Source organism: Microbacterium sp. Soil_C_42, assembly GCF_057656735.1.
In genome coordinates, this window is the sequence record NZ_JBDGJU010000031.1 from 1 (window position 1) to 25,136 (window position 25,136).

At 70.7% G+C, this 25,136-nt stretch carries 21 protein-coding genes and 1 pseudogene; 15 read left to right on the plus strand and 7 right to left on the minus strand.

Annotation, left to right across the window (positions count from 1 at the left end):
* Positions 1–3,957, minus strand: a pseudogene (locus AC3A46_RS15425) (hypothetical protein); the annotation flags it as partial.
* Positions 3,958–4,348: 391 nt separating this feature from the next.
* Between AC3A46_RS15425 and rpmB the strand changes: the two are divergent.
* The 9 genes from rpmB (at position 4,349) to AC3A46_RS15470 (ending at position 12,279) form a co-directional block, all read left to right on the plus strand.
* Positions 4,349–4,585 (plus strand): 50S ribosomal protein L28, encoded by a 237-nt coding sequence (gene rpmB / locus AC3A46_RS15430; protein WP_013584774.1) that lies wholly within the window; start codon positions 4,349–4,351, stop codon positions 4,583–4,585.
* Positions 4,585–4,755, plus strand: a complete 171-nt coding sequence (rpmG, locus tag AC3A46_RS15435) for a 50S ribosomal protein L33 (protein ID WP_018173550.1) — start codon at positions 4,585–4,587, stop codon at positions 4,753–4,755. The genes rpmB and rpmG overlap by 1 nt, the downstream gene beginning before the upstream one ends.
* A 3-nt stretch (positions 4,756–4,758) precedes the next feature.
* Positions 4,759–5,064, plus strand: coding sequence for a 30S ribosomal protein S14 (gene rpsN, locus AC3A46_RS15440; protein ID WP_018173549.1), 306 nt, complete (start codon positions 4,759–4,761; stop codon positions 5,062–5,064).
* A 127-nt stretch (positions 5,065–5,191) separates the two neighbouring features.
* Complete coding sequence (locus AC3A46_RS15445) at positions 5,192–6,718, plus strand: alpha-N-arabinofuranosidase (protein ID WP_487665989.1); 1,527 nt, start codon at positions 5,192–5,194, stop codon at positions 6,716–6,718.
* Positions 6,719–6,753: 35 nt separating this feature from the next.
* Positions 6,754–7,755, plus strand: a complete 1,002-nt coding sequence (locus AC3A46_RS15450) for a LacI family DNA-binding transcriptional regulator (RefSeq protein ID WP_487665990.1) — start codon at positions 6,754–6,756, stop codon at positions 7,753–7,755.
* Positions 7,756–7,853: 98 nt separating this feature from the next.
* A complete protein-coding gene (locus tag AC3A46_RS15455) occupies positions 7,854–8,831 on the plus strand; it encodes a carbohydrate ABC transporter permease (RefSeq protein ID WP_487666016.1) in 978 nt (325 codons plus the stop codon).
* Positions 8,828–9,709 (plus strand): carbohydrate ABC transporter permease, encoded by an 882-nt coding sequence (locus AC3A46_RS15460; protein WP_487665991.1) that lies wholly within the window; start codon positions 8,828–8,830, stop codon positions 9,707–9,709. The genes AC3A46_RS15455 and AC3A46_RS15460 overlap by 4 nt, the downstream gene beginning before the upstream one ends.
* Before the next feature lie 75 nt (positions 9,710–9,784).
* Entirely contained in the window at positions 9,785–11,047 is a 1,263-nt protein-coding gene (locus tag AC3A46_RS15465) for an ABC transporter substrate-binding protein (protein ID WP_487665992.1), read from the plus strand.
* Between the two features lie 95 nt (positions 11,048–11,142).
* Entirely contained in the window at positions 11,143–12,279 is a 1,137-nt protein-coding gene (locus AC3A46_RS15470; protein ID WP_487665993.1) for an alpha/beta hydrolase, read from the plus strand.
* Between the two features lie 267 nt (positions 12,280–12,546).
* On the opposite strand, the gene AC3A46_RS15475 is transcribed toward AC3A46_RS15470, so the two are convergent.
* Positions 12,547–13,407 carry an alpha/beta hydrolase gene (locus AC3A46_RS15475; RefSeq protein ID WP_487665994.1) on the minus strand — a complete coding sequence of 287 codons (861 nt, stop codon included), beginning with the start codon at positions 13,405–13,407 and terminating at the stop codon, positions 12,547–12,549.
* 167 nt (positions 13,408–13,574) lie between these two features.
* On the opposite strand from AC3A46_RS15475, the gene AC3A46_RS15480 reads away from it, so the two are divergent.
* From AC3A46_RS15480 to AC3A46_RS15490, 3 genes are all read left to right on the plus strand, one after another.
* Positions 13,575–14,168, plus strand: coding sequence for a TetR/AcrR family transcriptional regulator (locus tag AC3A46_RS15480; RefSeq protein WP_487665995.1), 594 nt, complete (start codon positions 13,575–13,577; stop codon positions 14,166–14,168).
* A gap of 211 nt (positions 14,169–14,379) precedes the next feature.
* Positions 14,380–14,667: an HU family DNA-binding protein gene (locus AC3A46_RS15485; RefSeq protein WP_045301792.1), complete on the plus strand. Its 288-nt coding sequence runs from the start codon at positions 14,380–14,382 to the stop codon at positions 14,665–14,667.
* 77 nt (positions 14,668–14,744) lie between these two features.
* Entirely contained in the window at positions 14,745–16,724 is a 1,980-nt protein-coding gene (locus AC3A46_RS15490; protein ID WP_487665996.1) for a bifunctional copper resistance protein CopD/cytochrome c oxidase assembly protein, read from the plus strand.
* A 3-nt stretch (positions 16,725–16,727) separates the two neighbouring features.
* Here AC3A46_RS15490 and AC3A46_RS15495 read toward each other — a convergent pair whose 3' ends face one another.
* From AC3A46_RS15495 to AC3A46_RS15505, 3 genes are all read right to left on the minus strand, one after another.
* Positions 16,728–18,509 carry a SulP family inorganic anion transporter gene (locus AC3A46_RS15495; RefSeq protein WP_487665997.1) on the minus strand — a complete coding sequence of 594 codons (1,782 nt, stop codon included), beginning with the start codon at positions 18,507–18,509 and terminating at the stop codon, positions 16,728–16,730.
* 147 nt (positions 18,510–18,656) lie between these two features.
* Positions 18,657–19,802 (minus strand): hypothetical protein, encoded by a 1,146-nt coding sequence (locus AC3A46_RS15500; RefSeq protein WP_487666017.1) that lies wholly within the window; start codon positions 19,800–19,802, stop codon positions 18,657–18,659.
* Between the two features lie 110 nt (positions 19,803–19,912).
* Entirely contained in the window at positions 19,913–20,746 is an 834-nt protein-coding gene (locus AC3A46_RS15505) for an NAD(P)/FAD-dependent oxidoreductase (protein ID WP_487665998.1), read from the minus strand.
* A gap of 54 nt (positions 20,747–20,800) precedes the next feature.
* On the opposite strand from AC3A46_RS15505, the gene AC3A46_RS15510 reads away from it, so the two are divergent.
* Together AC3A46_RS15510 and AC3A46_RS15515 are read left to right on the plus strand one after the other, a co-directional pair.
* Positions 20,801–21,283, plus strand: a complete 483-nt coding sequence (locus AC3A46_RS15510; protein WP_487665999.1) for a MerR family transcriptional regulator — start codon at positions 20,801–20,803, stop codon at positions 21,281–21,283.
* A gap of 9 nt (positions 21,284–21,292) precedes the next feature.
* Complete coding sequence (locus AC3A46_RS15515; protein ID WP_310244031.1) at positions 21,293–22,657, plus strand: ATP-dependent DNA helicase; 1,365 nt, start codon at positions 21,293–21,295, stop codon at positions 22,655–22,657.
* A 74-nt stretch (positions 22,658–22,731) separates the two neighbouring features.
* On the opposite strand, the gene AC3A46_RS15520 is transcribed toward AC3A46_RS15515, so the two are convergent.
* Together AC3A46_RS15520 and AC3A46_RS15525 are read right to left on the minus strand one after the other, a co-directional pair.
* A complete protein-coding gene (locus AC3A46_RS15520) occupies positions 22,732–23,403 on the minus strand; it encodes a biliverdin-producing heme oxygenase (RefSeq protein ID WP_487666000.1) in 672 nt (223 codons plus the stop codon).
* 45 nt (positions 23,404–23,448) lie between these two features.
* The gene (locus AC3A46_RS15525) at positions 23,449–23,775 is read right to left on the minus strand and encodes a DUF2470 domain-containing protein (protein WP_487666001.1); all 327 of its coding nucleotides are present in this window, start codon (positions 23,773–23,775) and stop codon (positions 23,449–23,451) included.
* A gap of 80 nt (positions 23,776–23,855) precedes the next feature.
* Between AC3A46_RS15525 and AC3A46_RS15530 the strand changes: the two genes are divergently transcribed.
* A complete protein-coding gene (locus tag AC3A46_RS15530) occupies positions 23,856–25,124 on the plus strand; it encodes a serine hydrolase domain-containing protein (protein WP_487666018.1) in 1,269 nt (422 codons plus the stop codon).
* The last annotated feature ends 12 nt before the right edge of the window (positions 25,125–25,136 follow it).

Genomic DNA, 25,136 nt, shown 5'->3' on the forward strand with positions numbered 1-25,136 from the left:
GAAGATCCGCGGCGTCGACCCGATCGACATCATCCGCGTGATGCGCGGACTGACGCACGGCGGGTGGGACCCGACCGCCGCCGCGAGGGTGAGCGTGATGTACGCCCAGAGGCGCGCGGGCCCGGCCGCGACCAGGAGGCTCGGCGCGGTGGCGAGCACAAGACCCACGATCCACGCGGGGCCCTCCGCGGCGGGCCAGACATCGCCGGCCCGCCGGCGCCGGAGCATGCCGAGCACGGCCCCGACGAGACACATCGCGGCGACGGGGAGCGACACCGCTTCGACCTCGGTCGCCGCGCCCAGCAGCCACCCTGCGGCGCCGACCGCGAAGGCTCCCGCGAGCGAGATCCAGCGGGTCGCGCCGGTCAGCGGAAGGCGGTTCAGCCCCGCGGCGGCGAGATGCAGTGCGGCGAGCATGATGATCGTGCCCGCGACGATGCGCGGCTCGTCGGCGATCGGCAGGATCGCGACGATCGCCGCGATGACGGCTGCCGGGGGCACGATGAGTGCATAGAGCCCGGACGCCGGACGGCTCGGCCGGGCGAGGGTCGCGCCCCAGCCCGACGCGTACGCGACCGCGACCAGCAGCACGAGCCAGAGCACCTGCGAGCCCTGTCCTGCGAACGCGCGCTCGACGGCGACGAGCCCGATCGCGATCACGGCGACGGCGGCCCCGACCGGAGCGGCGGGACGGATGCTGCGCACCGGCGTGAACGACAGCGCCAGGCACACCGCCACGGCGACGAGGGCGATGACCACGCCCCGCAGCGGCTCCCCGCTCCACCCCTCGACGGCCGGAGCCCACAGCCCGAGCGCGAGACCGCCGGCGAGGGCGATGCTCGCCTCGACCCGGCGGCGCAGCCGCACCAGCAGCGCGGCGAAGCCCACGAGCACCACGGCCGACGGCACGACGTACGACTCCACCGTGTAGAACGTGGCGGGGGTGCCGGCGTCGAGCCACGTCCACCACGCCGCGATCGCGGCGACGGCCGCCGGCCACGCCAGCAGGCGGCGCGGGGCGTCGAGAAGCGGCATCCCGTTCCGCTTCGTCGCGAAGCGATCGTCGGCAGGATCCACCGCGATCGTCCCCGCCCATCCGCGGGACACGGATGCCGCGGCGAAGCCGATGGCGACGATCGCGAGGGCGGCCCACACGAGCAGAGGAGTCACCGGCCACACCACGACGAGCACCGTGAGGGCGGCGCCGAGATCGGCGGCGAGCCTGCGGAGCACGCGATCGGTGGGGCGAGGTCGCGGCGGGGCCGGGGCGATGTCGGCGGGCCACTGCGAGACGGGTGCGGACGGCGCCTGCTTCGCTTCGCGTCGCGGGAACGCGGTGGCCGCCGCGACCAGCGGAACGACGACCGCCGCGGCGGTGAGGGCGAGCGGCGCCGCGTCCGTGGTGCGCAGACCGAAGGTCCCGAGCACGTCGTAGGTCGTCGCGGCTGCGACCGGGGCCGTCAGCGCCGCGGCGAGGATCGTCGGCACCCCGGCGACGCGCGTGACGCCGAGAGCGACGATCGTGAGGCCGGCGAGCAGCAGGGCGCCCCGCGCGATGCCGAGGGCCGGCTCGCCGATCGCCGTCAGCAGCGGGTTCGCCGAGGGCTCGGCATCCGGCATCGTCACGGCGGTGAACGCGCCGATGAGGCTGAACGCCACGAGCACCTCGGCGGCGATAGCCAGCGCGATGCGGCTCGCACGCTCCACAGGCAGCACGATCGCCGCGACGAGGGTCGCGACGGCCACCCACTGCAGCAGTGTCGCGATCACCGGGCCCGGCTGGCCCGTCAGGCCGGTGAACGCCGCGAGGGCACTCGGGGCGAACACCGTCGACAGCGCGGCGACGGCGACCGGGGCGACGGCCGCCACGACCGCGGCGGTGTCGGTCGGCCTCATCACGAGCCGCAGGGCGATCGGGTACACCATCGCGACACCGATCCCGACGAGCCACAGCCATGGCGTGGCCACGCCGCCGACGTACGCGCTCGCGGCGGCGATCCCGCCGGCGACCAGGTACCCGATGGGAAGGCCGCGGGCGAGGAGCCCGGCGTCGGGATCGACCGCACCGCCGGCGGCGTCGTCGTTGCGGCGGCGCTCGCGGATCCGCAGCACCGCGACGACGGCGACCGCGACGACGACCAGGACGACCGCGATCGCCACGAGAACGGCCGGGACGGCCGTCCGCGCGCCCGCGACCAGCAGGAGGACGCTCGCCACGGCCGGCACGAACGGGCGCAGCACCGGTCCTCGCAGCGTGGGCGTCGCGAGCAGCAGGCCGCCGATGACCACGGCGGTGATCACCGGGGGCAGCGGTGCCTCGGGGGCTCCGGCCGGAAGGGCGAAGGCATCCGTCCGCCACGCCGTCCACGAGGCGCCGATCGTCAGGATCGCCTGCGTCGCCCACGTGAGGGTGATGGCGACGATCGACAGCCCGGCGACGACCGCGGACGCGATCGCCGCGGGCACCCACGCGGGTGTGCCGCGTCGGCTGCGCGCGACGTCGATGGCGACGGCCACGAGCACGGCCAGCACCGGGGCGACCAGCACGCCGTACACCGGGAGGTCGCTGCGCATCGCGAGCTGCCAGCCCGCGAGACCCGCAGCAGCAGTCGCGGCCACGGACGCGACGCCCGAGACCACGGCGGCGGCGGGCAGACGTGCGCCGTCGACCGGCCGATGGGCGAGCCACGCGTGTGCGATGCCCAGCACCACGAGCCCGATGCTCGACCACATCACGACCGGCAGCGCGTCCCCGGTCAGCAACGCGGCGGTGAGACCCGCCGCGACCAGGGCAGCCACCCCGCTGAGCGCGAGCACGAGGCGCTCGGCCGCGTGGTCCTCGCCGCGCCGCGCCGACGACCAGGGTGCGGGAAGCGCGTGCGCCAGCCCCCCGGCGGCGGCGCCGAGCAGGCCGGCGGTGAGGGCTTCCGCGGGGGGCAGCGACGTCAGCCCGCCCACCAGGAGTCCGAGGCCTGCGGGCAGGGCGAGCGAAGCGGCGAGGTCGGGTCCCCGCAGGTGCGAGACGCGCGCCCACAGGCGGCAGATCGCCGCGACGACGAGAGCGGACACCCCCGCGTACAGCGCCGGGTCGGTCGACCCGGTGCCGAACAGGTCGTTCGCCCGTACGGCCCACGCGTCCAGCGCGAGCAGTCCCACCCCGAGCGCGCCGATCCCCTCGGCCGTCGCCCCCAGGTCGCGGCGGCGCAGCCACGAGGCCAGCGCGATCGTGGTGAGGGTGATGCCGCCGATGATGAGCGCGCGCACCGCGATGCCCCACAGGAACCACGCGAGCAGGAGGAAGAAGACGGCGGCGATGCCGACCAGCGAGACGCCGACGATGAGCAGCAGCACCGGCACGGTCAGCCTGCGGCGGGGAGCGGATGCCGCCACCGCGACCGGTGCCGCCGGCCCGGGCCCCCGCGGCACCGCAGCGGCCGGCGCGGGCAGCTTCGGGGGCACCACGATCTCGGGTCGTGTGGTCGCGGGCGCCGCGGTGGTGGACTTCGGCACGGTCACGAGTTCGATCGCATCGGGCGCTGTGAGGGACGCCCCCTCCGCCGCGGGGTCGGCCACGATGGCCCCGCTCGGCGGCGCCGAGCCGCCGAGCATCGCCTCGGCGGCGGGCGCCAGGTGCACCGCGGCGTCGGCGTCGGGGGCGGCCGCGACGAGCTCCGGCGGGGCCGCGAGCGTTACGGGTACAGCACCTGCTTCCGTCACGGCGGCCGTCGCGTACGCGAGGCGGATCCTGTCCATCAGCTGCTGACGCGACAGCTCGAGCGTGAGCATCTGACGGCCGAGCTCGAGGACGCGCGGGGCGCGCGGGTCGCTCAACGCGAAGCCGCACGCGGGGCACACCTGCGCCGTGACGGCGGTGAAGCACGACGGGCACCGGTGCGCGTCGGCCAGATCGAAGGGAGACGCGGGCCACAGGGGTCCGTCGTTGTGTGAAGCGCTCATGTCCATCCCCTCTCCCGGGATGACGACATGGTCCACCCGGATCCGACGCGGGCGCGAGATTTTGTAGACAGGCACAGGCCTCTCGGCGCCTCGGGCGCCTCGCATTGGATCCCGTGTCAGGAGAGATTCCCGCCCCGGAATATGGTGCGGTGGGCGCGTGTCGCCTCGCAGTCGCGACGGCTGGAGGGCGAACCGGGCCCCGTCAAGCGCGACACGCCGCCCGTGCTAGACTGACTCTTTGTCTGCGCGCCTCCAGCACGCAGTACGCGTTTCGACCCGCTTCGCTCGCTCAACGACCGGAAACTTCCGGGCGATGACGGCGTGCGTCGAGATGCAGACAAGGGATCTTGGGTGAGGCCGTCCGGCCTCACGGTACTAAGGAGACATCACTATGGCAGCAGTGTGCCAGGTGACTGGAGCAGTTCCCGGCTTCGGTCACAACATCTCGCACTCGCACCGCCGGACGAAGCGCCGCTTCGACCCGAACGTGCAGAAGAAGACCTACTTCGTTCCGTCGCTGGGTCGCAACATCAAGCTCAACGTCTCGGCCAAGGGCATCAAGGTCATCGACGCTCGCGGCATCGAGGCGGTCGTGCGTGACCTCCAGGCGAAGGGTGTGAAGCTCTAATGGCCAAGAAGGCACAGGACGTCCGTCCGATCATCAAGCTGCGTTCGACCGCGGGCACGGGTTACACCTACGTTACGCGCAAGAACCGCCGCAACAACCCCGACCGCATCGTGCTCAAGAAGTACGACCCGGTCATCCGCAAGCACGTCGATTTCCGAGAGGAGCGTTGATCCATGGCTAAGAAGAGCAAGATCGCGCGCAACAAGCAGCGCCAGGAGGTCGTCGACCGCTACGCCGCCAAGCGCCTTGAGCTGAAGAAGGCGCTCGTTTCGCCGACGTCGACCGACGAGGAGCGCGAAGCCGCTCGCGTGGGCCTGCAGAAGCTGCCCCGCAACGCGTCGCCGGTCCGCCTGCGCTCGCGCGACGTCATCGACGGCCGCCCCCGCGGTGTCCTCACGAAGTTCGGCATCTCGCGTGTCCGCTTCCGCGACATGGCGCACCGTGGCGAGCTGCCCGGCGTGACCAAGTCGAGCTGGTAAGCACCCGCTTCCCGGAAGGCCCGGAGTTCCTCGGAACTCCGGGCCTTCTGCATTCATGCTCGACATCGGCCGCTCGAATGTGTATCGTTACAAATCGCCTCGCCCCGATGTTTCGAAGGAGAAACCCGTGCCCGACCTCCGCGCCCGCGCCGTCGTCGACCTGGACGTCCCCGGTCCGGTCATCAGCCGCCACCTCTACGGCCACTTCGCCGAGCACCTGGGGCGCTGCATCTACGGCGGCTTCTACGTCGGCGAGGATTCGTCGATCCCCCACGAGCGCGGGATCCGACTCGACGTCGTCGAGGCGCTCAAGGGCATCGGCATCCCGAACCTCCGCTGGCCGGGCGGCTGCTTCGCCGACGAGTACCACTGGCGCGACGGCATCGGCCCGAAAGAGTCGCGGCCCCGCATGGTCAACACCCACTGGGGCGACGTCGTCGAGAACAATCACTTCGGCACGCACGAGTTCATGGACCTGTGCGAGATGCTCGGCGCCGACGCGTACGTCAGCGGCAACGTCGGCTCGGGCAGCGTGCAGGAGATGAGCGACTGGGTCGAGTACCTGACGCGCGACGGCGACAGCCCGATGGCGAGCCTGCGCCGCGAGAACGGACGCGACGAGCCGTGGAAGGTGCCGTTCTGGGGCATCGGCAACGAGGCCTGGGGCTGCGGCGGCAACTTCACCGCCCCGCAGTTCGCGTCCGAAGCGCGTCGCTACGCGACCTTCTGCCGCGACCACGGCGACAACAAGCTCTACCGCATCGCCGCCGGCGCGTCCGATGACGACGTGACCTGGACGACGGCGCTCATGGAGGCGCTGAACTGCCTCGGCTGCCAGCGCGACCCGAAGAACATCTTCCAGGCGATCTCGTTCCACTACTACACGCTCGCCGGCACGTGGGAGCACAAGGGCAGCGCCACGTCGTTCTCCACCGAGGACTACTACGCGACGATGTCGAAGGCGCAGGACATCGACCGCGTCATCAGCGCGCACGCCCGGATCATGGACGCGTACGACCCGGGCCGCAAGGTCGGGCTCGTGCTCGACGAGTGGGGCACGTGGTGGGACGTCGAGGAGGGCACCAACCCCGGGTTCCTGTATCAGCAGAACACCGTGCGCGACGCCCTCGTGGCGGCCGTCCACTTCGACGCGTTCCACCGCAACGCCGACCGCCTGGTGATGGCCAACATCGCGCAGACGGTGAACGTCTTGCAGGCGATGCTGCTGACGGATGCCGAGACTGGCGCGCTCGTGCTCACGCCGACGTACCACGTGTTCGAGATGAGCCGCGGTCACCACGACGCGACGTCGCTCGCCGTCCACGTCCTCGACGCCCCCGACGCCCGCGAGGCGGACGGCCGATCGCTGCAGGTGATGTCGGCGTCGGCGAGCACGACGGGATCGACGGCGCTGCTCTCGCTGAGCAACCTCGACGCCGAGGCATCCCTCTGCCTCGAGGTCGACCTGCGCGGCCGAACGGTGTCGTCAGCGACGGCCCGTGTGCTCACCGGCGACTCCGCGGCCGCGCACAACACGGCCGAGGCGCCCGAGGCCGTGGCCCCGGTCGCGCTCGAGACCGAGCTGGACGGCGGCACGCTGCGCGTCACGCTGCCCGCCCACTCGTTCGCGACGGTGTCGCTGGAGCTGGCCTGACGGCCGGGCCGGCGGCCCACGGATAGAGTTCAGCAATGGCCACCCTGCACGACGTCGCCAAGGCCGCCGGCGTCTCGCCGATGACCGTGTCGAACGTGCTCAACAAGCACCCGCACGTGCGCGCCGAGACACGTGAGCGCGTGCTCAAGGCGATCGACGACCTCGGTTATCGCGTGAACGTCGCGGCGCGCAACCTGCGTGCGGGGCGCACCAACACGATCGGGTTCGCCGTGCCGGAGGTCGATCGGCCGTACTTCGCCCAGCTTGCGGCGCGCGTCATCGCGAAGGCGCACGAGGCGGGATACCGCGTCGTGATCGAGCAGACCGGCGCCGACCGCGAGAACGAGCTGTCGGCCATCGTCTCTTCCCGCACCCGCATGTACGACGGGCTCATCCTGTCGGCCGTCGGCCTCGGCACCGCCGACCGGGACCTGCTCACGACAGACGTGCCGATGGTGATCCTGGGCGAGAGCGTCTTCGACTCGCCGGTCGACCACATCGCCCTGCCCAATGAGGACGGCACGTACGCCGCGACGATGCACCTGATCGACCGGGGGTGCCGGCGCATCGCGATGGTCGAGGGCGACGACGTCAGCCGACTCAGCGTCACGTCGCTGCGTCACGCGGGCTTCCGTCGGGCGCTCGCCGAGCGGGGCATCGAGCCGGACCCTGCGCTCGTCGTCGAGCTGCATGAGCTGACGTCCGAGTCCGGACGCCTCGCCGCGCACGGGCTCGCCGACAGCGGCGCGGGTGTCGACGGTGTGGTGTGCATCACCGACACCGTCGCGCTGGGCGTGATCCGCGGGCTCGCCGATCGCGGCATCTCGGTCCCCGGCGACGTGAAGGTGGTCGGCTTCGACGACATCCTCGAGGCCCGGTACAGCGTGCCGAGCCTCACGACCATCGACCCCGACCACGACGAGGTCGCCCGGCTCGCTGTCGATCTTCTGCTCGCGCGCCTGGCGGACTCGCCGGACTGGCAGCCCCGGGAGCATGTCACCGGGTTCCGTGTGGTCGCACGGGAGTCGACCGGATGAATCCGGCATGAGGATTCGGCACCGGCTCTAGACCGGTTGTAACGATACAGGTAACATTCAGTCCACTTCCGCTGGTCGAAGGAGATCACGTGACACTCATGGAAGAGAGGCCCCGGACAGACACGCGGGTCCTCGTGACGGCGGGCAAGCGCATGTCGCGATGGCTACGACAGCCGGTCGGCAGCCATGGCCCCGTCTACCGCGCCGACCGGGTGCGAATCAGCCTGTTCCTGGTCCCGATGATCATCGTCTTCATCGTGCTGTTCGCGATCCCGCTGGCGCAGTCGCTGTGGTGGAGCTTCACGGACTTCAACGGGTACTCGTCCGACGCCCAGTTCGTCGGGTTCCGCAACTACGCGAACGTCTTCACCGACCCGTCGATGCTGGCCGGACTGAGCTTCACGATCCTGTTCACGCTCGCCACGACGATCATCATCACGGCGCTCGCCATCCCGCTCGCCGTCGTCCTCGACCGCACGTTCTTCGGCCGCAACGCGGTGCGCGCGATCTTCTTCTTCCCCGCGATCCCGTCGGTCGCGATCCTCGGGCTGGTGTGGGGCTTCATCCTCAACCCGCTGGGATCGGGGGCGCTCAACTCGCTCCTGATGTCGATCGCCGGCATCGGGCCGATCCCGTGGCTGTCCAACAGCACGCTGGCGCAGATCAGTGTGATCGCGGTCGCGGTGTGGACCTCCACCGGGTGGCACGCCATCCTCTACCTCGCCTACCTGCAGTCCATCCCCGGCGACTACTACGAGGTCGCTCGCATCGACGGTGCGTCGGGAATCCAGCGCTTCTTCTACATCACGCTTCCGCTGCTGCTGCCGGCGATGACGGTGAGCTGGCTGCTGCTGATGACGGGCGGCCTCAAGGTCTACGACCTGCCGATCACGCTGACCAAGGGCGGCCCCGGCTTCTCGACCTTCACGATCACGCAGACGATCATCCAGAACGGCGTTTCGCAGGCGAAGTACGGCCAGGCGTCCGCGCTCGCGGTGATCTTCATGGTCGCGGTGGGGGCGATCGTCGCCCTGCAGCTCTTCCTCTCCCGCCGCCTCGAGGGGAGGTTCTCATGAGCGTCCGCGAAGCCGCCGTGCCCGCAGCATCCGTCCCCGCCGTCAAGATGCGCCGCCGTGAACGGGTGCTGTCGCGCCCGGGGGCGATCGTCACGAGCCTCGTCATGATCCCCCTCGCCGTGCTGGTGGGGCTGCCGTTCTACTACCTCGTCATCAACACGCTCAAGACGCAGGCCGAGACCACGGCGTCGCCGCTGGCCCTGCCGAGCACGTTCAACCTCGACAACTACATCCGCGTGTTCACCGAGGTCCCCGTCGCGCAGGCGTTCCTCAACACGCTGTACGTGACGCTCGCCTCGATCCTGCTCATGCTGCTGATCGGGTCCATGGCCGCGTTCTCGGTCATCATGCGCACGTCGCGGCTCATGGTCGTGCTGCTGGTGATCGCGTTCCTCGTGCCCGGCCAGGTGACCCTGATCCCGCTGTACCGGCTGCTGAGCGATGCGCGGCTCGTCGACACTCTCGAGGGGCTCATCATCCTCTACTCCGCGGGGGCGGTGTTCTGCTACTTCCTCATCGTCGGCTACATGCGCACGCTCCCCGGCGAGGTGATCGAGGCCGCGCGCATCGACGGCGCCGGGCCGTGGCAGATCTACTGGCGGATCGCTCTCCCGCTCATCCGGCCGATCCTGGTGACGGTCGGCGTCTTCCAGACCATGTGGGTCTGGAACGACTTCCTGCTGCCCGTCGTCTTCATCAGCTCGACCGAGAAGCAGACCCTGGTGCTGCAGACCTACAAGGCGGTCGGCGAGTTCACGACCGACTGGCCGATGTTCCTGACGCTCAGCGTGATCGTCCTGATCCCGATGGTGATCTTCTTCATCGCGATGCAGCGCCACATCGTGCGCGGCCTCATCGCCGGAAGCGTCAAGGGCTGAGATGCACCGCTCGCACGGCGGTACACGCGGACGGCTCCGCAACCTGTAACGATCCAACAACCGAAAGGCACAGCAATGACGCACACCTTCCTCTCCACCCGGGCGTCGATCCGGCTCGCCGCCGGCGCCGCCGCAGTCGCCACGGCCGTGGCGCTCGCCGGCTGCTCCGGCGCACCCGCCGACGACCGGACCGTGCTGACGTTCTTCTCGTGGTCGAACGAAGAGACCATGACGCCCGTGATCGAGGCCTTCGAGGAGGAGAACCCCGACATCCGCATCGACTTCTCCTCGGCGCCGCCGGTCGCGGAGTACATCTCCACGCTGCAGAACCGCCTCGGCTCCAACACCGCCGCCGACGTGTTCGTCATCGCGGCCGAGAACAAGACGAACCTCATCGAGGGCAAGTTCGTCGAGGACCTCAGCGACGAGCCGTTCATGGACGTCGCGTCGGAGTTCAACACGGCGACGTACGCCGGCCCCGGCGGCGAGGCGTACGGGCTGTCGCTGTCGTCGTGGGCGTCGGGCATCGTCTACAACGAGGACCTCCTGGCCGAGCACGGGTACGACGAGTTCCCCACCGAATGGGACTCCTTCGTCGAGATGCTCACCACGCTCAAGAGCGACGGCGTCGTGCCGTTCCTCGAGTCGTGGCAGGGCTTCCCCACGTCGCTGGGTTCGGCCGTCGGCCTCGCGAACTACGAGCAGGGCGGCGACGTCGACGCGCAGATCTTCGCGGGCGAGTCGACCTTCGAGGACCTCTGGACCGCCCCCCTCACCCCGTGGGACGAGCTGATCGCCGACGGCGTGCTGAGCCCCGACATGGTCGGCCTCACCGGAGACCAGGTGCGTGACGAGTTCGTCGGGGGCCGTGTCGCGATGATCACCACGGGTCCGTGGGACGTCGGCACGATCCGTGAAGCCGCCCCCGACCTGAACTTCACGTTCGCGGGCGTGCCTCAGGAGGGCGGCGAGCCCTTCTTCACCGGCGCCGCGTCGCCCGGCTACGCCATCAACACCGCCGCCAAGGAGCCGGAGGCCGCGAAGAAGTTCCTGGAGTTCCTGGCCAGCGAGGAGGGTGTGCGCATCTTCCAGGAGCAGACCAACGACATGACGACCACGTCGAACTACACCCCGACGATCGACGAGTCGCTCGAGGTGCCGTTCCAGGCGCTGCTGGACGGCAAGTTCTACCTGCCGATGATCTCGTGGCCCAAGTACCAGGACGCGCTGTACACCGAGCTGGTCGCGCAGATCCAGCTGATGGCGCAGGGGCAGGCCACTCCGGCCGACGTCGGGGCGGCCCTCGACGCCAAGCTCGCGCAGGAGTCGGGCGAGTAGGCCCGGTCTTCTCGGGCCCGGAGTTCCTCGGAGCTCCGGGCCTTGCGCTTTGTCAAGCGCCGTGCGGCCGCGGCCGGCCGCGCGAGGATGGGATCATGCGGCTGGATCCGTTCTTCGACGAGCGCCTGAGAGTGCACCGCAAGTACCTGCTCGACAAGGCCACAGGGTCGATGCGCGCGCGGCTCGCCGCCCTCTGGCCCTTCCCGCGCGTCGCCGCGCCGACCGCGGCCGCCGAGGCGAGCGCGCCGAGCACCGCCGAGGCGACGGGTTCCCCTGTCGAGGCGCGCGCACAGCAGCGCACGAAGAAGCCCGAGAAGCCGACGCTCGGTCCCCGGGCTCAGGCCCGCGCGCTCAAGCGCCGCGCCGCGCTCGCATGGGATCGCACGGAGCTGCGCACGGTGGGGGTCGCGGGGCCCGAGGTGCGCATCGCCGAGCACCGCGTCGACGTGCCGGGCCGCCCGTCGGTGCGCGTGCGCATCTACTACCCGTCCGAGGCAGCCGGCGCGCCGGTGCCCGCCGTGCTCGCGTTCTTCGGCGGCGCGTTCCGCATCGGGGGGATCGACTATCCGACGACGGATGCCGGATTCCGCCGTCGTGCCGTCGACGCCGAGGTCGCGATCGCCGCCGTCGATTACGCCCTCGCGCCCGACCACCAGTACCCCGTGCCCGTGGAGCAGGGGTACGCGGCGCTCCAGTGGCTGTTCGCGCAGGCGGAGGAGCTCGGCATCGACCCGGCGCGCATCGGAGTGCTCGGCACCTCCGCCGGGGGCAACATCGCCGCTGCAGTGACCCTCATGAACCGCGACCGCGGCGGGCCGGACCTCCGGCTCCAGCTGCTCGAGGTGCCCGTGGTCGACCTCACGGGGGCGCACCTCGATCTGAGCGCGACCCGGGCTCTCGGCATCCCTCGATTCATCGCGGTCCGCGAGCTTCGCTCGGTCGCCCGCACCTACCTGCCGTCGAAGCGGAGAGCCCGGGAGTCCTACGCGTCGCCGCTGCGGGCCGCGTCGCACGAGGGCCTGCCGCCGGCGGTGATCCTCACGGCCGAGTACGACCCGCTCCGCGGTGACGGCGACGCCTACGGCGCGGCGCTGCGCACGGCCGGCGTCGACGCGAGCGTCGTGCGCTATCAGGGCGTGACGCACGACACCCCGATCTTCCTCGCCGTCCTCCCCGCCGCCCGCCGCTGGCACGACGACGTCGTCGCCGCGCTGCGCCGCCTGCACGCCTGACCTCACCCCGCGGATCCGGAATTCGGGCTTCTTGCCTGTTTCCGGATGCTGCGACCACGACCGCTCCGGAAACGCGACGATTCTCCGAACTCCGGATCCGCGAGAAGGTGGGGGACGGACGGCGAAGGCCCGGGGTTCGAAGAACCCCGGGCCTTCGCGTCCCACCGCGGACACCGGCCCGGACACCACCCGGCCGCCGAACCACCAGATGGACTGGGAGCTCGACGACCGGCTGCTGTCGGCGCGGCGCCGGGGCGCAGCATCCGTCTACTGCGCCGCCTCCGTCTCCGCAGCGGCAGACGTCTCGCGCACCTGGTGGGCGGTGGCCCACGCGAGGGCGTCGTCGGCGATCTCCTCCCAGCCGTCCTGGCTCACCAGGCGGTGAGTGCGGCCCGCGTACTCCTTGTACTCGACGATCGCGGGGCTGCCGGTCCCGGTGTACTTCTTCACGACCGCCTTGCCGATCGCCGGCGGCACGACGTGGTCGATCTCGCCGGTGATGATGAGCAGCGGCGCGCGGTCGGTGCGGCCGTAGTCGACGTGGGTCACGCCGCCCTTCTCGTTGAGCACCGAGGCCACGCCCTCGAAGAAGACCCGGTTGTACGAGTTGACCGCGTACTCCTCCCAGAGCCTGTCGGACTCCTCCCGCGGCAGATCGTTGCCGAAGGTGAAGTGGAAGTGGCGCTTCGAGAGCGGCTTGGCGCCGTTGCGGCCGAACGGGTTCGACAGGATCGGGGCGCCGGTCCACAGGGTGGAGAGCGGCAGCGTGGTGACCCCGGCGGTCTGTCCGGGGGCGACACCCACGTACGCGACGCCGAGGCCGCGGTCGGCGAGCATCTGCGTGAGGACTCCCCCGAAGGAGTGGCCGATGATGATCGGCTTCTCGGGGAGCTCGCGGATGATGCGCTCGTAGTTGTCGGCGATCTGCTTCAGGCCGATGCCCTTGAGCGCCTGGGGGTTGTTGCGGATGTCTTCGACCGTGCGGTCGTCGATTCCGGGCCAGCCGGGGACGATGACCTGGTGGCCGGCGGCGCGGAAGCGCTCGGCCCACGTGTCCCAGCTCTTGGGGGTCATCCAGAGGCCGTGGATGAGGACGATCGGGGTCTTGGTCGTGCTGCTCTCGTTCATGTCGTGCTCCTCGGTGGTGTCGTGCGGTGGTGCCGGTGGGGGTCTCAGGCTCCGGATCCTGGTGTGTCTCCGGCTGATGTGTCCGATGGTAGACCGAACGTTCTATCTATGCAAGACTATTCCCAGATTTCCTGGAATGGCACGATGGAAGGACCTGAGGGGGATCCATGAGCACCACACGCGCCGCGCCTGCCGCGGCGAGCCACCCGTCACCGGCGCGTCGACGGCTGCTGGAAGCCGCGACGCAGCTCTTCTACAACGAGGGCATCCACTCGGTGGGGGTCGATCGCATCATCGAGGAGGCCGGCGTCACGCGGGCCACGATGTACAAGCAGTTCGCGGGCAAGGAGGGCCTCGTGCTCGCCTACCTGGAGGGGGAGGACCAGGGCCTGCGGGCGCTGTTCGCGCAGGCGGCACTGGCCGGCGGCGAACCCGATGCGCTGCTGGACCTCGTGGTCGCCGGCATCGAGCAGGACATCCGCGACCGGCACACGCGAGGCTGCCCCTTCATCAACGCCGCGGCGGAGTATCCCGACCGAGGGCCGGTGCGCGATCTCATCGCCGAGCACCGCGAGTGGTTCCGCGGCACTCTCCGGCAGCTGGCAGAGGGAGCGCGGCTGCGCGATCCCGAGGGGGTCGCCGCATCCCTCGTCCTGCTGCGTGATGCGGCGCTCGTCGGCGGCTATCTCGACGGCCAGGACCGGGTCGGCCCGGCGTTCGCCCGCACCGCCCGCGAGCTCATCGCCGCACACAAGAGCTGAACGCTGTCGGCGTAATCGAGTCTCACGAGCCACATCTGTCACTCTTTTCACACGACACGCGGCCTGAATCGCCAGAAATCCGCAGAAATACGCGGTTCTGTCGGCCAGGTCAGGTACATTCGGGACCGGTCGATAGGACCAGCCGGGGGGCGAAGCCGTCCGGTCCGAGCAATGACAAGACGGCACTCGTCGTCTTTGGAGGACATACCAAATGGCCGACAAGACCATCACCAAGACCGAGCTCGTCGCGAGCATCGCGAGCGCGACCGGCCAGAGCCAGTCCGCCGTCTCTGGCGTGCTCGACTCCCTCTTCTCCACCGTCTCCGACGCGGTCGCCGCCGGCAGCAAGGTCTCGATCCCGGGCTGGATCGCCTTCGAGCAGGTCGCCACGTCGGCTCGCACGGGCCGCAACCCGCAGACCGGCGAAGAGATCAAGATCCCCGCGGGCAAGCGCGTCAAGGTCACCGCGGGCTCGAAGCTGAAGGCCGCCGTCAAGTAATTCCGACGCAGACCTCTGGAGAGGGGATGCCGCGACCCGCGGCATCCCCTCTCTGTTCGTAAACGTAGGCTTGAGACGTGAAACCCCGCGCCCTGCGGGCCGTCGGGCCCGTCATCCTCGTCGTGGCCGCGCTCGCCGTCATGGTGTGGGCGCTGGCGTTCGGCGGGGGCGCCGCGCCGCTCGCGATCGCCGACCCCGGGCCGTTCGTGCGCTGGGGGCTTCCCACCGCGAAGCTCTTCGTCAACCTCTCGGCCGCCGGCATGGTCGGCGTGCTCGTGACGGCGCTGTTCACGCTGCGGGCCGGGGATCGCGAGTTCGACGTCGCGCTCGACACCGCGTCGATCTCGGCCGCCGTGTTCACGATGGCCGCGGCCGCCACCGGGTTCCTCACGTTCGTCGACGCGTTCAACCCGGTCCTCAGCATCGGTCCTGAGTTCGGGGCCCAGCTCGGCCGCTTCATCGTCGAGACCGAGGTCGGCCGCACGTGGCTCATCACCACGATCGCGGGCGCCGCCCTCACGGTGCTGACCTTCGCCGTGCGCTCCTGGACGGCCACCATCTTCGTGGCGCTGCTGGCCACGGCATCCCTCGTCCCGATGGGCACCCAGGGCCACTCCGGCGAGGAGGCGTTCCACCACGAGGCGATGACCGCGCTGATCCTGCACATCATCGCCGCGGCGGTGTGGCTGGGCGGCTTGCTGCTCATCGTGATCGTGCGGCCGCTGCAATCCCGGGGCGACAGCGTCGCGACCGTCGCCCGCTACTCGAGCATCGCGCTCGCCGCGTTCGTCGTGGTGGCCGTGTCGGGCACCGTGCGGGCCGCGATCGGCCTGCGGGACTGGTCGGCGCTCATCTCGCCGTACGGGGTGATCCTCGGCGTCAAGGTGCTGGCGCTCATCGCGCTCGGCCTCTTCGGCGCCTGGTACCGCACCCGCCTCATCGGGCGGATGAAGATCGCGGATGCTGCCACCCGCGCCTTCTGGACGCTCATCGCCTTCGAGCTCGTGCTCATGGGCGTCGCGAGCGGTGCGGCGGGGGCCCTCGCGCGCACGCCCCCGCCGGTCGCATCTCTGATTCCGACGACGCCCACGCCCGCGGAGCGGCTCACCGGGGCGCCGCTCCCGCCCGAGCTGACGCTCGACCGCTGGCTCACGGCGTGGAACGTCGACCTCCTGTGGGCGGTCGTCGCCGGCTTCGCGATCTTCTTCTATCTCGTGGGCGTCTGGCGCCTGCGCCGACGCGGCGACGCGTGGCCGGTGTACCGCACGATCATGTGGGTCGTCGGCTGGCTCCTGCTGGTCTGGGTCACCGGCGGCGTCATCAACGTCTACCAGGACTACCTGTTCAGCATGCACATGGTCGGGCACATGCTCCTGACCATGGCGATCCCCCTCCTGCTCGTGCCGGGCGCACCCATCACGCTCGCGGCGCGCGCGATCCACAAGCGCGACGACGGCACCCGCGGCGGCCGCGAGTGGCTGCTCTGGGCCGTGCACTCGCCGGTGGCGCGCATCCTCACGAACCCGTTCGTCGCGGCAGGCCTCTTCATCGGCTCGCTCTGGGTCTTCTACTACACCGACCTCTTCCGCTGGTCGCTGTACGACCACCTCGGCCACGAGTGGATGATCGCGCACTTCCTCATCACGGGGTACCTGTTCGTGATGAGCCTCATCGGCATCGACCCGGTGCCCTACCGCCTGCCGTACCCGGGGCGCCTGCTCCTGCTCATCGGCGTCATGGCGATGCACGCCTTCTTCGGGATCGCGATCATGATGCAGGAGGGCCTCATGATCGCCGAGTGGTTCGGCTCGATGGGCCGCACGTGGGGTGCGACGCCCCTCGAGGACCAGTACACCGGCGGTGGCATCGCGTGGTCGATCGGCGAGATCCCCACGCTCATCCTCGCGATCACGGTGGCGATCCAGTGGAGCCGCAGCGACGACCGCGAGACCAAGCGTCGTGACCGCCACGCCGACCGCACCGGCGACGCGGAGCTCGAGGAGTACAACGCACGGCTGGCGGCCCTCGCCGAGCGCGACGCGCGCACCGGCGGCTGAGAACTACGCTTTCGCGTCGGCGGGGGTGTCGTCCCCCGGGGCGCGCCGCGGCGTTCCGGGCGCAGCATCCCATTTCGTCCCGCCGATGTCGCCGCGCAGGGTGCCCGTGACCTCGTCGACGGCGGCGCCGACGGTCGGTGCGAAGCGGTCGGGCGTGAAGCGGGCGGTGAGGCCGTAGCGGGAGAGGGTGTCGACGACGGGCGACTTCATCTCGGCGATGATGAGACGGATGCCGCGTGCCTCGAGGTACTCGTCGAGCTCGACGAGCTCGTCGGCCGCGGTGGTGTCGATATCGGTGATGGGCTCGGCGGCGAGGATCACGGTGCGCACGTCCGGTCCCGCGGACCGCACGCGCGAGCGCACCCAGTCGTCGAAGATCGCGCCGTTCGCGAAGAACAGCGGTGCGTCGAATCGCACGATGACGATTCCCGGAACGCGGGTGCCCTCGGGATTGCGCGAGAGGTCGTGGTAGCCGCGGAGGCCCGCGACGCGTCCGAGCTCGGCCTTGTAGGGCCGCCACGAGCGGTTGACGAAGGCGATGAACGACAGCCCGATCGTGATGACGATCCCCTCGAGCACGCCGAACACGAGCACGCCGAGGAATGCGGCCGCCGAGAGCACCGCGTCGACGAGGTTGACGCGGACGAGCCGCACGACCCCGCGCGCGTCGATGAGGCCGATCGCTGCGCTCATGACGATGGCGGCGAGGGTCGCCGAGGGGAGGAGCTCGGTGAGTCCCGGCAGGGCGAGGATGAACACGATGAGCAGCACGGCGCCGACCACGCCGGTCAGCTGGGTCCGTGCTCCCGCCTGCTCGGCGACCGGCGTGCGCGACGACGACCCCGAGACCGGGAAGCCGCCGAGCGCGCCGCCCGCGACGTTCGCGATGCCGAGACCGGCCATCTCCTGGCTGCCGTCGACGCTGTCGCCGCGCCGCGCGGCGAACGTGCGCGAGAGCACCGCCGTGTCGGTGAACGCGATGAGCGCGATGCCGGCGGCGGGCAGCGCCAGGGACGCGACATCCGTCCACTCCAGCCCGCCGAGGGCGGGCGCGGGAAGGCCCTGCGGCAGTGCGCCGACCACGGGGAGCCGGTCCGAGAGGCCGAGGATCGCGGTGAGGACCATGGAGACGATCACGACCACGAGCACTCCCGGCACAGGGAAGCGCAGCGCCTTCAGGGCGAAGATCACCACGAGGGAGCCGATGCCGAAGGCTGCGGCGACGGGATCGACGCTGCCGCCCACGATGCCCTCACCCGTGGCGACCGCTCCCCGCCACAGCGACGGCGCCTCGACCGAGAAGCCCAGCAGCTTCGGAAGCTGGGACACGATGACGATGACCGCGATCGCGTTCAGATAGCCGACGCGGATCGGCTTCGACAGCAGATCGGTCACGAAGCCGAGGCGCACCAGGCCGCCGATGATGAGCAGCGCGCCGACCATGATCGCGAGCAGCCCCGCGAGCGCGACGGCGCGCGACGGGTCGCCGAGGGCGAGCGGGAGGATCGCGGCGGCGATGATCGGGGCGAGGGACGAGTCCGGGCCGAGCACGAGCACCCGCGAGGGGCCGAACACCGCGTACGCCAGCAGCGGCACGATGGTCGCGTACAGGCCGGTCACGGGCGGAAGCCCCGCGACCTCGGCGTAGCCCATGCCCGCGGGGATCAGAAGGGCCGTCACGACGATGCCCGCCCGCACGTCGGGCCAGAGCCACGCGCGCCGGTATCCGCGCACGGTCGCGACGGCGGGAATCCACCGCGCGATGCCTTCCTGCGACCTCATCATCGACCCCGGCACCCATCATGGCGGAACGCGGTCGCCGCCGCCCGGTGCGCGGCCGATGAAACGAGGAGTTCTGCGGATCAGGGGGTGATTCGGCGGAATCGGCCCTCGGATGGGCAGATCTCCGCGGACCTGCACGTCGGGTCGGGGTCAGGCCGTGTCGGGGCCGGTGACCACGATCGTCGCGGTGCCATCGGGGCGCACGGTGATCGTGCCCCTGACGATGAAGGGGACGTCTTGGCTGACGGCGCGCACGCGACCGTCGAAGAGCGAGCGGATGCCGACATCGATGTGGGCGACGGCTTCTGCCGCGAGGATCGACCAGCCGGCGCCGTCCGGTTCGACGGCGACGGTCGGCTGCGACACGATCGACCACTTCGGGGCCGACGTGATGCGGTCCTCCACGAAGAAGCCGAAGGGGCAGGCGGTCGGCTGCAGCACCTCCTGCGTCGCGCACGAGGTCAGGAACTCCTCGACCTTCTCCTGCACGACGCTCAGGAACTTCTCGGTGGGCTGGGCGACCACGTTGACCGGAATCGCGCGGAACGGGCTGTCCGACAGCACCGCCACACCCGGGGTGCTCGAGATCGCGGTGTCGACCGACACGGAATACAGGCCGGGCGAGAAGACGAGGAGCGAGACCGGGGCGGCGGGATCGGCGTCCGCCCCGTCGGGCGAGACCTGGCGCTTGTCGATCTCGAAGCCGTTCACGTCGAACACCATCGAGCCGGTGACGCCGAGGTTCATGACCGCGAGCGGGCTCTTCGCGAACCGCCACGTCGGCGCGAGGCCGATCGAGCCGTCCTGCTCGACCGAGAACACCGTGCGGCCGTCGTGGCCGCGTGCCGTGTACTCGATCGTGACGCGGGTGACGTCACCGTCCTGCTCCTGCGAGACGACATGCGCGTCGCGGATCGGGGCGAGCGCGGAGCTGCGCAGCAGCGCCTCGGACGCCGTCGGAGGCAGACCCGCCTCGGCGAGCTCGGCGGAGGTGACCGCGACCCCGGGCATTGCGAGGGCATCGGCCGCGCGCCCCTCGGCGAGCAGCTGGACGTAGCGCTCGACGAACGCCTTCGGGCTGTAGAACTCGCGCTGCATCACCTGCCAGGCCGCGAACGCCGCGCCGACCAGCACCACGCCGACGACACCCAGCAGCGTCAGATCGAGCGCGAGGCGGCGGCGCGTGCGCCGTTTGAGCGGAGGCTGGATGACGGGCGACTCGGGGGTGGCGTGCGCCGCGTCAGGGGTCGCCGGACCGGCCGGAGGCGCGTCCGCGCGACCGGAGGATGTGTCCATCACCCCCTGATCCACGCGCCCATTCTAGGAAAGCGTGGCCGGGAGGGCCCTGTGGACGGCGAAGTTGGGACTCGAAGTCCACTCGATTCCTCGCCGTACCCGCGCGCCGGTCAGCCCAGGATCGCGTCGCGGACGGCGCTCGCACCGGCGAGCTGGCCGGAGGCGATCGCGGCGGCCAGGGACACCATGGGACCGGGGGCGGCCGCCAGGTGCGCCATGTCGCCGCCCGCGTACACGCCGGGCACCGTGGTGCGACCCATCGCATCGATCTCGACACCGCCGCTCGGGAGGCTGCCGCAGCCGAGCTGGGCGGCGAACGGGGCGCGCTGCGTCGCGGAGGCAGCGGTGAAGACCCCGGCGACGTGCTCGACCGAGCCGTCGGCGAGCGAGAGCTCGAGCGCGCCGTCGATCTCGGTCACGAGTGCGACGTCGGCGGGGCGTGCGATGACGGCGGAGGCGACGACGGGGCGCAGCATCCGTTCGATCATCTCGGCGTGCTCGCCATCGATGACGATGCCGACGCGCCGGCCGGCGAACTCGTGGCCGTGGCAGAACGGGCACTGTGCGACGAGGCGGCCCCACTGCTCGGCGAGGCCGGGGACCGGCGGCAGCTCGTCGCGCATGCCCGTCGCCAGCACGAGGCGCGCGGCGCGCTCGGTGGCGTCGGCGGTGGTCACCTCGAAGTCGCCGAGCGACCCCGACACGGCGGTGACGGCCGTCGTGCGCACCTCGACGGTGTCGTACGCGGCGAGTTCGTCGCGGGCGATCCGGCGCAGCTCGGCAGGGCTCCGGCCGTCGTTGGTGAGGAGGTTGTGCGCGTGCTCGACCGTCGCGTTGCGGTACTCGCCGGAGTCGAGCAGGAGCACGGTGCGGTGCATGCGGCCGATGGTGAGCGCGGCCTGGAGGCCGGCCGGGCCGCCGCCGATCACGATGACGTCGTACATGAGTGATCCTCTCGTCGGGTTGCGTCTGCCTCGATCCTGTGACTTCATGTCGACATGAAGTCAAGTCTGCCGATCGGAGACGCCGCCGCCAGGTTCTCGCTGCCCACGAACGTGCTGCGGCACTGGGAGGACGTGGGGCTGCTCCGGCCCGACCGCGACGGCGGGGGGCGCCGTCGCTACGGCGACGACGACCTGGTGCGCATCGGCGTGATCGTGCGCAGCAAGAACGCCGGCATGAGCCTCGAGCAGATCGGCGTGCTGCTGGACGAGCAGGCGCCTGAGCGGCATCGGGTGCTCGAGGAGCACCTCGCCGACCTCGAGCGCCGCATGGCCGACATGGAGCGCTCGCGGCGCATGACGGAGCACGCGCTGCGCTGCCGCTCCCACGACATCACGACGTGTCCGCGATTCCGGGCGATCATGGACGAGGTCGTGGCGGGCACCGGGCGCTGGCGAGAAGCCGAGGAGCCTGTGGACAGCGGGCGGGTGTCCACGGATCGCGGCGTGCAGGGCCGGGACGAGGCATCCGCTCGTTAACATGAGTCGGTGAACACTCCGCCTCTGTCTGCCGAGCAGGAGGCGCTGTTCCGGCTCATCGAAGACACCCGCGAGCACGTGTTCGTGACCGGGCGCGCGGGCACCGGCAAATCGACGCTGCTGCAGCACCTCGCGTGGAACACGAACAAGCAGATCGCGGTGTGCGCGCCGACGGGCGTCGCGGCGCTCAACGTCGAGGGTCAGACGATCCACTCGCTCTTCAAGCTGCCCCTCGGCATCATCGGCTCGCACGACGAGGACCAGTCCGACGCGACCCGCAAGCTGCTCAACGCGATCGACACCCTCGTCATCGACGAGATCTCGATGGTCAACGCCGACCTCATGGACGCGATCGACCGTTCGCTGCGCAAGGCGCGGGGGCGGCGCGGTGAGCCGTTCGGCGGCACGCAGATCGTCATGTTCGGCGACCCGTACCAGCTCGCGCCGGTCCCGCCCCGCGGCGACGAGCTGCGGTACGTGCAGGACCACTACCGGTCGTTCTGGTTCTTCGACGCCAAGGTGTGGGTGGGCGAGGCGGCGACCGACGGCATCCTCGATGTCGGGTCGTACGGCGCCGACCTCAACATCCGAGAGCTCGTCGACATCCACCGCCAGTCCGATCCGGCGTTCAAGGCGATGCTCAACGCCGTGCGGTACGGCCGCGTGACGGCCGACATCGCCGAGGTGCTCAACACGACCGGCGCGCGCACTCCCCCGGACCCGCTCGACGGTGAACACCCGATCATCACCCTCGCGACGCGCAACGACATCGTCAACAACATCAACCGCCGCCACCTCACCGAGCTCGTGGGCCGGGAGCAGACGGCGATGGCGGAGGTCAACGGCGACTTCGGACGGGGGGATGCCGCGTACCCGGCCGATCTCGAGCTCAAGCTGAAGGTCGGGGCGCAGGTGATGTTCCTGCGCAACGACACCGCCGCGTTCGGCGAGCCGCCGCGGTGGGTCAACGGCACGATCGGAACGGTCACCCGCATCGCGGGCGAGACCGTGCGGGTCGACGTCGAGGGCGAGGAGTTCGACGTCGAGCCGTCGGTGTGGGAGAAGTACCGCTACTCGTACAACCCGGGGTCCAAGACCCTCACCCGTGACATCGTGGCCGAGTTCACGCAGTTCCCGCTGCGGCTGGCGTGGGCGGTGACGATCCACAAGTCGCAGGGCAAGACCTACGACCGCGCGATCATCGACCTCGGCTCCGGGGCCTTCGCACCGGGGCAGACGTACGTCGCGCTGTCGCGGCTGACCTCGCTGGACGGGCTGTACCTCTCACGGCCGCTCAGGCCGCGCGACATCCAGGTCGACCCGGACGTGCGGCGGTTCATGGCATCCGCGGTGCGCGGCGCGCCGGTGGCCTGAGGCCCGCCCCGGCCCGCAGCATCCGTCCCCACCGCCACCGTCCGCGGAGTCTGGAGAGGTGCGAGGGCGGCGGGTCAGGCGACGTGCGAGGACTGGGCGGACTCGGCGGCCTTGGCTGCGGCCAGGTCCTCGAAGAGCTCGGTGTTGAAGCGGTAGGCGAGCAGCACCTCGTCGATCACGCGCTCCTGCTCCGCGGCATCCCACGGGGCGGCGTCGAGCTGCTCGCGGTAGACGTCCTTGAAGGCCTTCGGGTCGGCGATGTCGTCGAACAGGTAGAAGCCGATGCCGTTCGTCTCGAACCCGAAGCGCCGCGCCATCAGGCGCCCGATGAACTGGCCGCCCGAGAGGTCGCCGAGGTAGCGCGTGTAATGGTGGGCGACGAAGCCGCCCGCCCACGTCGCGCCGACCTCGTTGATGCGGTCGACGTAGCGGCGCGTCGTCGGCAGCGGCTCGATGCGCTCGCGCCAGTCGGGCCCGACGAGGAACTCGAGGTCGGCCTCGAGCGCGGGCAGCCGCGTGAGCTTGTCGGAGATGAAGACCCTCGCGACGGGGTCGTTGCGCATCTGGCCGGCGGTGCGCTCGAGCGCCTCGTAGATGAACCAGTGCTGCACGACGAGGGCGACGTAGTCCTCGCGCGTGCCCTCCCCCTTCATGAGATCGGCCATGAAGCCGGAGTGCTCGCTCGACGAGTGCGAGCTGCTGGAGCGCTCGCGCAGGGCGATGGAGAACGGGATCGGGTCGCTCATACCTTCATGCTAACTGAAGATAAGGCGAACCTAACCACCAATTTCCTACGCGTGCGGCCGGGGCTCGATTCCGAGGCGGTGGCACGCCTCGTCGTAGAGGGCGACGATCTCGCGGCGCACCTCGCGGCGCTGGGTGACCGGACCCGACGGCCACGGCACCGAGATCTCGGCCGTCGACCCGTCGGCGAGCGTGACCTCCCAGACGCCCCGATCCCCGTCGAACCCCGTCATGGTCGCGACCTTGATCTCGGCATCCGCCACTCCCGCGTCCGCGGCGAACGCGCGCGAGATCAGGAGGTTGTCGCCGCCGTGATCGCCGTTCATGTGGCCGAGCACACCGGTGAGGGCGGCCTCGTCGAAGTGATGGGTCATGCCATCACCCTACGGATCGCCGTTCAACGCAAGCCACCAGGGTGTGTTTGAATTCATTGCACGATCATCGGGGGGTGAGAATGCGGACCCGCTCCACACATCGACGCGCCATCGCGGTGCTCGCCGGTGCCCTGACATCCGCTCTGCTCCTCGCCGGGTGCTCGTTCGAGGGCGACATCCAGCCCGACGTCCCCCCTCAGACGACCGCGGCATTCGCCGACGAGACGGTCCAGCAGCTGACGGATGCCGTCACCCACGCGATGGGCGTCACCGGGTCGTCCGGGGCGATCGTGGGCGTATGGGCGCCGTGGAGCGGGAGCTGGGTCTCCGGTCTCGGCACGCAGCGCCCCGACGGCGGGGGCGAGGTCACCGACGATCTGGTCTTCCGTGCGGGCAAGGTCACGCGCGCCATGACGTGCGACGTGCTGTTCGAGGCCGCCGCCGACGGCAAGGTGAAGCTCGACGACAGCATCACCGAATACGTCTCGGGCGTGCCCGACCTGAAGGACGTGACGCTCATCGAGCTCTGCGACGGGACGTCCGGCATCGGCTCGTACGCCGGCCAGCTGTACTCGTCCTGGCTCTCGAACCCCGACCGCAACTGGGATCCGCGGTATCTGGCGAGCTTCGGACTCGGCCAGCCCCGCACGGCCGACCCGGGCGCGGCCTACCGCGACTCGGACGCCGGGTACGTGCTGCTCGGCCTCGCGCTGGAGCGCGCCACCGAGAGGACGGCCGCCGCCCTCATCCACGACTACGTCGCCGGCCCGCTCGGGCTCGATGCCACCGCGCTGGGCGATCTCCCCGCGTCGGGCATGCTCAAGGGCGGGCAGTCCGTCAACAACGCCGAAGGTGCGCTCGACTGCGCGCAGCCGCTCGATCTCACCACGGCTTCGTCGAGCAGCGGCTTCACCGACGCCGGCGCGATCACCGACATCCATGATCTCGGCCGCTACGTGCAGGCGCTGGCGTCCGGTTCGCTCGTCGAGGACGACGACCGATTCGACGCGCCGGTGGCGGTCGCCGCCGATGCCCCGTCGTGGTACTCCGCGGACGGCGGTGCGCTCATCGCCGGCTCGCTCATCGGCCAGTACGGCAAGGTGCCGGGGTACATCACCGCGGCCTTCGCCGACCCCACGACCGGGCTGACGGTCGCGATCGTGCTCAACAACTCCGCCGCCGATGCGGCGGTGGGCGAGTACCTCGCGTGGGAGCTCGCGGCCATCGCGTCGAAGACGCCGGCCACCGCGGGCGAGACGGCACCCGAGGCCGGTCTTCCCTGGACCGCCGAGCAGTATCACGCCGCGATCGACACGCTCGCGGTGTGCACGCCGCCTGCGTCGGAGTGAACGCGGGAGCAG